An 8,593-nucleotide genomic window follows, 5' to 3' on the forward strand; every position below is an offset into this window, starting at 1 on the left:
CGGAGGCTGGCCCGCGCGTCCTACCGTGGCCCCATGCGCGTCGCCGTGATCGCCGAGTCCTTCCTGCCCCACATGAACGGGGTGACCAACTCCATCCTCCAGGTGCTGAAGCACCTGCGCTCCCGCGGGGACGAGGCCGTGGTCATCGCCCCGGCCGCCTCCTGGTCCGCCGGGTGGACGCAGCGGGCCGGGGCCGGGCAGGCGCCCTCCGAGGTCGAGGGCTTCCCCGTGATCACCCTGCCGTCCATGCCGCTCTCCGGGTACGCCTCGGTGCGCGTGGCGGCGGGCACCGTCCTGCGCCTGCGCTCCCTCCTGGCGGACTTCGCCCCGGACGTCGTGCACATCGCCTCCCCGTTCGTGCTCGGCTGGCGGGCCGTGCAGGCCGCCGAGGAGCTGGGCATCCCGTCCGTGGCCGTGTACCAGACGGAGGTGCCCCGCTACGCCGCCAAGTACGGCGCGCCGTGGCTGGAGGACGTGCTGTGGAACCACGTCACCCGCCTGCACAACACCGCCACGCTGACGCTCGCGCCGTCGTCGTTCACCCTGCGCCAGCTGCACCATGTGGGCGTGCGCCGCGTGCACCTCTGGGGCCGCGGCGTGGACTCCACCCGTTTCCACCCGGCCAAGCGGGACGAGGCCCTCCGCGCTGAGCTGGCCCCGAACGGCGAGCGCCTCATCGGCTTCGTGGGCCGCCTGGCCCACGAGAAGCAGGTCGCGGACCTGCGCGTCCTGGCGGACCTGCCCGACACCCGGCTCGTCATCATCGGCTCGGGCCCCCTGCGGGACCAGCTCGAGCGCCGGCTGCCGGGGGCGCACTTCGCGGGCTTCCAGGGCGGCGAGGATCTCGCCCGGCACGTGGCCAGCCTCGACCTGTTCGTGCATCCGGGCGAGTCCGACACCTTCGGGCAGACCCTGCAGGAGGCCATGGCCTCGGGCGTGCCCGTCGTCGCCGTGGGCCGGGGCGGCCCCCTGGACATCGTGGACTCCTCCCGCACCGGCTGGATCTACCAGCCCGGGGACCTGGGCGAGCTGCGTGCCCGCGTCGCGGACCTCGCCTACGACGACGCCAAGCGGGCCGCCTTCGCCGAGGCGGCGTGGGCGTCCATGCAGGGCCGCACCTGGCCCGTGCTGTGCGAGCAGCTCGTGGGCTACTACGAGAAGGCCATCCACGTGCAGCGGCGCCGCCGCGGCGAGCTGTCCCGCCGGCTGCTCGGCGCGCCCGGCGCCGTGGCCTCCCGCGCGTATCGCGTCTTCGGCTGAGCCCCACGCCCGGACGGCGCCCCCGTGCGCCTCGTAGGGTGACGAGCATGGACACCGCCGCGAACCCCGCCCTCACCACCGACCTGCGCTCGCCGCGCCGCGTCGCCGGGAAGGACGTGCGCCCGGTCGGCCTCGGGTGCATGAACCTCGTGCACGGCTACTCGGGCTTCCTCTCGGAGCGCGAGGCGGTCGACCTCGTCGTGGGCGTCCTGGCGGACGGCACGGACCACCTGGACACGGCCACCCTCTACGGCGGCGGGCTCAGCGAGGAGTACGTGGGCAAGGCCCTGACCCGCGTGGGCGCCGACGTCCGCGACCGAGTGCTGCTGGCCTCCAAGTGCGGCCTGTCGCGCGACGCGGACCGCCCGATCGACGGTCGGCCGGAGACCCTGCGCGCGCAGGTGGATGCCTCCCTGCGGCGCCTCGGCCAGGACCGCATCGACCTCTATTACCTGCACCGCATCGACCCCCGGGTGCCGGTCGAGGAGTCCGTCGGCGCGCTCGCGGAGGCCGTGGCCGCCGGCAAGATCGGGGCGATCGGCCTCTCAGAGGTCTCGGGCGCCACGCTCGACCGCGCGGCGACCGAGCACCCCGTCGCGGCCGTCCAGAACGAGTACTCGCTGGCCACCCGCAACCCCGAGTGGGGCCTGCTGGAGGCCTGCCGCCGCCACGGCGCCGCCCTGGTCGCGTTCTCCCCCGTGTGCCGCGGCCTGCTGACGGACGCCCCGCCCGTCGTCGCCGACCTGCCCGACGGCGACATGCGCCACGCCATGCCCCGCTTCCAGGGCCCGGCCTGGGAGGCGAACCTGCGGCTGCGGGAGGAGTTCGCCTCCGAGGCGGCCCGGCTCGGCGTGCCCGCCGCCTCCCTCGCGGTGGCGTGGGTGCTCGCCCAGGGCGCGGACGTCGTCGCGATCCCGGGGACCACGGACCCGGCCCACTGGCGGGAGGACCGCGGGGCAGAGGAGGTGTCCCTCACGCTCGAGGACCTCGCCCGGCTGGACGCCCTCGTCAATCACGCCACCGTCCAGGGCCGGCGCTACAGCGACGCCCAGCAGGCCAGCGTGGACACGGAGGACGCGCCGCAGCAGGGCTGACGTCCCCTGACGGGAACCCCGGGCGTCTCACGAGGCGGTCGTCCTCGTGGCCTGTGTCTCATTCACTTCATGGACCAGGTCACATGCCAGGATGAGCGCAGGCACCGCGGCCTCCCTCCTGCGCCGCGGACCCGTCGGCGAGGCGGGACCGAGAGGGCCGTGCGAGACGACGTCCACGAGGAGGACACCATGCATCAGGTTCTGCAGACGCTGCGCGACGAGGTCTTCGCCCGCAATCCGGGCGAGGCCGAGTTCCACCAGGCAGTGTCCGAGGTCTTCGAGGCACTGGATCCCGTGGTCGAGCGTCATCCCCACTACGTCGACGCCGGCGTGCTCCACCGCCTGTGCGAGCCCGAGCGCCAGATCATCTTCCGCGTGCCGTGGATCGACGACGCCGGCGTGGTCCAGGTCAACCGCGGCTTCCGCGTGGAGTTCAACTCCGCCCTCGGCCCGTACAAGGGGGGCCTGCGGTTCCACCCCTCCGTGTACCTGGGCATCATCAAGTTCCTGGGCTTCGAGCAGATCTTCAAGAACTCCCTGACCGGCATGCCGATCGGCGGCGGCAAGGGCGGCTCCGACTTCGACCCGGCCGGCAAGTCGGACCGCGAGATCATGCGCTTCTGCCAGTCGTTCATGACGGAGCTGCACCGCCACATCGGCGAGCACACGGACGTCCCCGCCGGCGACATCGGCGTGGGCGGCCGCGAGATCGGCTACATGTTCGGCCAGTACAAGCGCCTGACCAATCGCTTCGAGTCCGGCGTGCTCACCGGCAAGGGCCTGACCTGGGGCGGCTCGCTCGTCCGCACCGAGGCCACCGGCTACGGCGCCGTGATGTTCGCCGACTCCATGCTCCGCACCCGCGGCGAGTCCATGGACGGCCAGAAGGTCCTGATCTCCGGCTCCGGCAACGTGGCGATCTACGCCGCGGAGAAGGCCGCCCAGCTGGGCGCCACCGTGCTGACCGCCTCCGACTCGGCCGGCTACATCGTGGACCCGGACGGCGTGGACGTCGAGCTGCTCAAGCAGATCAAGGAGGTCGAGCGCGCCCGCATCTCCGAGTACGCCGAGCGCAAGGGCGGCAAGGTCCGCTACGTGGCCGGCGGCTCCGTGTGGGACGTCGAGGGCACCGTCGCGCTGCCGTGCGCCACGCAGAACGAGCTCGACGAGTCCGCCGCGAAGACCCTGCTGCAGAACGGCGTGAAGGCTGTGGCCGAGGGCGCGAACATGCCCTCGACCGAGGCCGCGACCCACCTGTTCCTCGACGCCGGCACCCTGTTCGGCCCGGGCAAGGCCGCCAACGCCGGCGGCGTGGCGACCTCCGCCCTGGAGATGCAGCAGAACGCCTCGCGCGACTCGTGGGACTTCGACTACACCCACGACCGCCTCGAGAGGATCATGCGCGACATCCACGACCGCTGCGTGGAGACCGCCGAGGAGTACGGCACGCCGGGCAACTACGTGGCCGGCGCGAACATCGCGGGCTTCATCAAGGTGGCCGACGCGATGATCGCCCAGGGCGTCGTCTGAGCCGACGGTACTGACACGGGGGCGCTCCCTCCGCCGCTCCAGCGGCCGAGGGAGCGCCCCCGTGACGTCCCAGCCCTGCGGCGTTCCGGCTCAGCCGGCCAGGGCCGCCCGCTGCTCGGCGGTCAGCCGCACGGGGCGGCCCGAGGCGCCGTCCACGAACACCATCACGGAGCGGGCCGTGACGCAGAGGGTGCCGTCCACGCCGTCGTAGAGCTCGTAGGCGACCTCCACGGACACCGCCTTCACGGCCGCCACCCCCACGCGCACGCGCAGCGGCACGGGCCGGTACGGCATCTGCGCCCGGTACTTCACGGTGTGCTCGGACACGAACGTCCGCACGCCCTCCGGCACGCCCTCGAGCAGGTCGACGGGCGGGGCCCCTCCTCCGCCGGCGCCGGTGTTCGCGGGCACGCCGAACACGGCGACGCGGGCCTCCTCCAGCAGCTGCACCACGGCGACGTTGTTGATGTGCCCGTAGGCGTCCATGTCCGCCCAGCGCAGCGGCACGGACACCTCCACCCAGCGCCCGGCGCCGTCTCCGGCGGCGGACGACGTCGTCGTCTCCATCATGCGCGTTCCCTCCCTCCTTCCGGCGCGGCCGGCTCAGTCCTGCGCGGAGACGTCGACGTCCCGGGCCTCGTCCTGGTCGGCGCCGCCGCCGTGGACCCCGTGCTCGTCGCCGTCGCGGCCGGCCACGGAGGCCTCGTCCTCGCCGAGGATGTCCTCGAGCCAGCCCTCCGGGTGCACATCCACGAAGTCCACGGGCAGGATGCCGAGGTCCTCGAGCTGGTTGGAGAGGGCGGCGCCGTCGGGCCCGTAGCACCACGGGATGCCGGGCGTGGAGTGGCGCGTGGCCTCCGCACGGCCGCCCGCGAGCAGCGCCTCGGACGGGGTGAGCTGGCGGATGACGATCGCCTTGACCTTGTCCGGGTGTTTGGTGGCGAAGTCGGCGTAGATCTCGGGGTCGTGCTGGCCGTCGTCGCCCACGAGGATCCACTGCAGGTCCGGGAACTGCTGCGCCAGGCGCTCGAGCTGGGTGACCTTGTGCTCCTGGCCGGAGCGGAACCAGCGGTCCTTCGTGGGGCCCCAGCTGGTGAGCAGCAGAGCGCCCAGCGGGTACAGGTTGCGGCCCAGGAAGCGGGTCAGGGTCTGCGCCACGTTCCACGCGCCGGTGGAGAGGTAGAGGACCGGCGCCATCGGCTCGGCGGCGGCGATGCGGCGCAGGAGCACGGCCATGCCGGGGGTAGGCGTGCGGGCGTGCTCGTCGATCACGAACGAGTTCCACGCGGCCAGCAGCGGGCGCGGCAGAGAGGTCACCACGACGGTGTCGTCGATGTCGGAGACCAGGCCGACCTTCGCGTCCGGGGAGGCGATGTAGAGGTCCGTGGTGACCTCCTCCTCGTCGCCCACGCGCAGGACGGCGGTGCGCCAGCCCGGCTCGAGCTCCACGTCCAGGACGACGTCGACCACGCCCATCCGGTCCGCGCGCACCGTGGTGACGAGGTCGCCCACCTCCACCTCGACCTCGGCGTAGGCCATGGGCGGGGCGACGAAGTTGCGCCAGCCGTGCACGCCGTCGGCGACGACCTTGGACAGGCGGCGGCCGTTGAGGAAGTCCTCGTCCTTGGCCAGGACCACCCGGGAGAGCACGCGCACCCATGAGGTGGTGCCGTAGCCGGTAAACGCCATGACCGTCGGCACGAAGCCGCGGCGCAGGGCCCGGGAGCGGTGCCAGCGGTTCCACTGCTCCTGCAGGTGCGTGGCGACGTTCTCCGCGGGGGTCGGACCGCCCGCGGCGGCCAGGCGCTGGCGGCGGGCAGGGTCGTTCTGGGCGGCGATGGAGGCGGACTCGGATGCGGGCATGGGACCAGTATTCCGCACGGGCCCGGTCACTCGCCGAGGACGACCTTCTCGGCGCTGGCGGGGCGCCCGGCCGGGAAGGCGGCGGTCAGCGCGGCGGCCATGCTGCGGGCCTTCGCCACGGCGCCGGCCTCGGTGTTGTGGTTCGCGTCGTCGGAGAGGTACCAGTCCGGGTGCGAGCGGGACTCCCGGGCCCAGTCGTGCACCCGGAGGTCGGGGTGGCGGGCGGTGGCGTCCACGAGCGCGCGGGTGAACCGCTCGGCCCCGGCGGGCTCGTAGTAGGGGCGGCTGCTCCACGGCATGATCGCCGGTCCCACCCAGAGCACGGGGCGGCCGTCGGCGGCGTCGACCACAGCGTCGATGCGGGCGGCGGCCTGGTCCCAGGCGTCGTCCTTGGTCATCGTGGCGGCGTCGTTGAGGCCCACGTTCACGACGACGCAGCCCCCGTCGTCGAGGCGGCTGACGCCGGCGGCGACGGCCTCGGGGGCGTTGAGGTCCGCGGACCCGTCGATGTGCTCGCGGGTGGAGCGACCGCCGGCGATGTCCTCGACGACCGTCTCGACGCCGACGGCCTCGTAGCGGCCGGTGATCCGCTGGGCCGGGTCGGCGATCCTGGTGCGGTCGGTGTTGCCCGAGGCCAGGGAGGTGGAGTCCCCCACGTGGAGCACGGACGTGCAGGAGGTGCGCCCGTCCAGGGCGGGGTGCGCCACCGCGTCGCCCGCGGGGGCCGCCGGCTCCTGCGCCGCGATCTCCTGCGCGGAGGTCTGCGGCAGGGCGGCGGTGAGGACGAGCGCACCGGACGCGAGGACCGCCACCGCGCCCACCCCGAGGACGCCACGCGCCCGGGCGAGGGCGGCGACCAGGCCGTGCCGCCGGATCGGGTCCTCGACGAGCCGCCAGGACAGGGCGGCCAGCACGAGGGTGAGGGCCACGATCAGCAGGCCCCGCAGGACTGGCTGCCCGAAGAGCACGCGGTCCGGCAGGAACGCGACCACGGGCATGTGCCACAGGTAGATGCCGTAGCTGCGGGCGCCGATCCACTGCAGCGGAGGGATGCCGAGGACGCGCGCGACCCACGAGCCGGGGTGGACGAGCGGGAGCAGGGCGGCGCAGGTGGCCACGGTGAGCGCGGCGAGGCCCCAGGTGTAGAGGGCGGCGTCCTCCTGACCCGTGGTCGCGGAGAGGGCCAGGATCCCGGCCAGGCCGAGCACGCCCACGAGGTCCACGACGACGCGGCTCGCCCGTCCGGTCAGCCGGGCGACCCGGTCCGGCCGCCAGAGAAAGGCCAGGACGGCGCCCCAGAGCAGGCCGCCGGCGCGGGTGTCGGTGCCCTCGTACGCACGGGTGGAGTCGCCGGCGGGGTCCGCGAGCACGGCCAGCAGCACGAACGAGACGGCGCCCAGGACGAGGGTCGCCGCCGCGAGGACGCGCCGCCGCGCGTCGGGGCCCAGCCGCCGGGTGAGGGCCAGCAGGCCCAGCAGCACCAGCGGCCAGACGAGGTAGAACTGCTCCTCCACCGCCAGGGACCACAGGTGGTCGAGCGGGCCGGCGCCTTCGGCCTGGTCGAAGTAGCTGCGGCCGCTGAGGATCGTGTGCCAGTTGGCCACGTAGAGGAGGGCGGCCACGGACTGGCCAAGCCGCGCGCCGAGCAGGTCCGGGGAGACGAGCGCGGTGGCCGCGAGCACGGCGATCAGCACCAGGACCACGGCCGGCAGGAGACGGCGGAAGCGGCGGATCCAGAAGTTCTTCAGGTCCAGGTCCCCGTGACGCTCGTGCCGGCGCAGCAGCAGGGAGGTGATGAGGTAGCCGGAGAGCGTGAAGAACACGCCGACGCCCAGGAGGCCGCCGTCCGTGCCCGGGACGCCGAGATGATAGGCCACCACCAGGCCCACGGCCAGGGCGCGCAGCCCGTCCAGCCCGGGGAAGTAGGAGGCCTTGGTGTCGACGGGGCGGGGCACGGGCGATCTCCGTTCGCAGGGCGCCGGGCGTCCACGGGCGCGAGGGGTGAGGGGACCGCTCGAGTCTAACGGGGGCGGCACAGGTCCAACGGCGACGGGACGGAGGCGTCGTAGCCTGGCCCCATGGTCTCCTCCGATTCCGGCCCCCGCTCCGCGGCCGGCTCGCCCCTCGCCCCCTCCCCGGCGCGGCTGCGCGCGATCGGCCTGGAGGCGGCCCGCGCGGTGGCCCCGGCGCTGGCCGCCGCGTTCCGCACCCCCGACGCCGCGGCCGCCACCAAGCGGAACCACCACGACCTCGTCACGGCGCACGACCGCGCCACCGAGGAGGCCCTGGTCGCCACGCTCACCGCGGCCGTGCCGGGCAGCGCCGTGCTCGGCGAGGAGACGGGGGTGACGGCGCCGCCCGCCGACGCGGGCGTCCCGCGGGTGCGCTGGATCGTCGACCCGATCGACGGCACCTCGAACTTCTCGCACGGCTTCGACCTGTTCTCCGTGTCGATCGCGGCGGAGGTGGACGGCGAGGTGGTGGCCGGCGTCGTGCTGGCCCCGGCGGCGGGCCTGGAGTTCTCCGCGGACGACGCCGGCGCCTGGCTGGGCGAGGCGCCACTGCCCCTGCGCGCCGCACCGGACGGGGGCGAACGGGCGCTGAACATCGTGACGTCCTACCCGGCCGCCGAGGCCCTGGCGCGGGAGGGCGAGGCCGCGCTGCGCCGGTTCGCGCAGCTCGTGGACGCCCACGCCACGGTCCGCCGCACCGTGTCCGGGGCGCTCGAGCTCGCCTTCGTGGCGGCCGGCTGGGCGGACGTGACCCTGGCCGTGGACACGCACCCCTGGGACGTGGCCGCCGGCCAGCTGCTGGTCGCCCGTGCCGGCGGCCACGTCCCAGGGGTG

Annotated in this window: 7 protein-coding genes; 4 read left to right on the forward strand and 3 right to left on the reverse strand. The window is 74.2% G+C overall.

What is annotated here, in order from left to right; all coding sequences use genetic code 11:
• The first annotated feature begins 33 nt into the window (after positions 1-33).
• The 3 genes from MHY29_RS09960 to gdhA all read left to right on the forward strand — a co-directional run bounded on the left by MHY29_RS09960 (position 34) and on the right by gdhA (position 3,884).
• Positions 34-1,260 carry a glycosyltransferase family 1 protein gene (locus tag MHY29_RS09960; protein WP_224355558.1) on the forward strand — a complete coding sequence of 409 codons (1,227 nt, stop codon included), beginning with the start codon at positions 34-36 and terminating at the stop codon, positions 1,258-1,260.
• Positions 1,261-1,307: 47 nt separating this feature from the next.
• Entirely contained in the window at positions 1,308-2,354 is a 1,047-nt protein-coding gene (locus tag MHY29_RS09965; RefSeq protein WP_239240856.1) for an aldo/keto reductase, read from the forward strand.
• Positions 2,355-2,543: 189 nt separating this feature from the next.
• Positions 2,544-3,884: an NADP-specific glutamate dehydrogenase gene (gdhA, locus tag MHY29_RS09970; RefSeq protein ID WP_224355560.1), complete on the forward strand. Its 1,341-nt coding sequence runs from the start codon at positions 2,544-2,546 to the stop codon at positions 3,882-3,884.
• A gap of 90 nt (positions 3,885-3,974) precedes the next feature.
• Here gdhA and MHY29_RS09975 read toward each other — a convergent pair whose 3' ends face one another.
• From MHY29_RS09975 to MHY29_RS09985, 3 genes are read right to left on the reverse strand one after another with little or no spacing between them, the layout of a single operon-like run.
• Positions 3,975-4,454 carry a thioesterase family protein gene (locus MHY29_RS09975; protein WP_239240859.1) on the reverse strand — a complete coding sequence of 160 codons (480 nt, stop codon included), beginning with the start codon at positions 4,452-4,454 and terminating at the stop codon, positions 3,975-3,977.
• Positions 4,455-4,487: 33 nt separating this feature from the next.
• Positions 4,488-5,747 carry an App1 family protein gene (locus tag MHY29_RS09980; protein WP_239240860.1) on the reverse strand — a complete coding sequence of 420 codons (1,260 nt, stop codon included), beginning with the start codon at positions 5,745-5,747 and terminating at the stop codon, positions 4,488-4,490.
• A gap of 26 nt (positions 5,748-5,773) precedes the next feature.
• Positions 5,774-7,702, reverse strand: coding sequence for an acyltransferase family protein (locus MHY29_RS09985; RefSeq protein ID WP_239240863.1), 1,929 nt, complete (start codon positions 7,700-7,702; stop codon positions 5,774-5,776).
• Positions 7,703-7,825: 123 nt separating this feature from the next.
• On the opposite strand from MHY29_RS09985, the gene MHY29_RS09990 reads away from it, so the two are divergent.
• The coding region (locus MHY29_RS09990; RefSeq protein ID WP_239240866.1) for an inositol monophosphatase at positions 7,826-8,593 on the forward strand (768 nt) is incomplete at its 3' end.

The sequence above is a fragment of the Micrococcus sp. ACRRV genome (genome assembly GCF_022346985.1).
Taxonomy (GTDB): Bacteria; Actinomycetota; Actinomycetes; order Actinomycetales; family Micrococcaceae; genus Micrococcus; species Micrococcus porci.